Origin of the sequence: Limosilactobacillus avistercoris (genome assembly GCF_014836425.1) — a bacterium.
GTDB lineage: Bacteria > Bacillota > Bacilli > Lactobacillales > Lactobacillaceae > Limosilactobacillus > Limosilactobacillus agrestimuris.
In genome coordinates, this window is sequence record NZ_JACSQW010000055.1 from 1 (window position 1) to 502 (window position 502).

The 502-nt window shown below is 40.0% G+C and carries 1 protein-coding gene; it reads left to right on the forward strand.

Annotated features, from left to right (window positions below; genetic code table 11):
• Window positions 1-502 (forward strand): IS66 family transposase (locus H9564_RS09050; protein ID WP_191685132.1); only part of this gene is annotated, 502 nt, incomplete at both ends.

The following is a 502-nucleotide window of genomic DNA, read 5'->3' on the forward strand; positions in this document are numbered from 1 at the left end:
GAAGTCCGGCTAAAGCCTGCCGAGTTGTACTGTGTGAATTTATACCAAGAAAGCTATAAATGTAATGACTGTGACGAAGATGGTAAAGATATGATCATTAGTAGCCAGATGCCACAATCATTATTGCCGCACAGTTATGTTTCCAGTAGTATTTTGGCTAAAGTAGCTGAATATAAATTTGCCTTAGCTTTACCCTTTCATCGACAAGTAAAGCTTTGGCAAGCCGTTGGTTTGCCAGTTAGCGGTCGTCAACTCGCCACTAATATCATTACAGTTAGTCAAACATACTTGAAGCCACTGTATGAACGGCTAACCCAATTAATGCAAGGTGAAAACGTAATTCAAATGGATGAAACGCCATTTAAGGTCATTGACGAAGCTAAAAATACCAGCTATTTTTGGGCAACCAAGACCACGAGCGAATTTAGTCGTCATCAGATGGTGATTTTTCACTATCGTAATACACGCTCAGGAAAAGTAATTGGCGATATTATCGGACAGG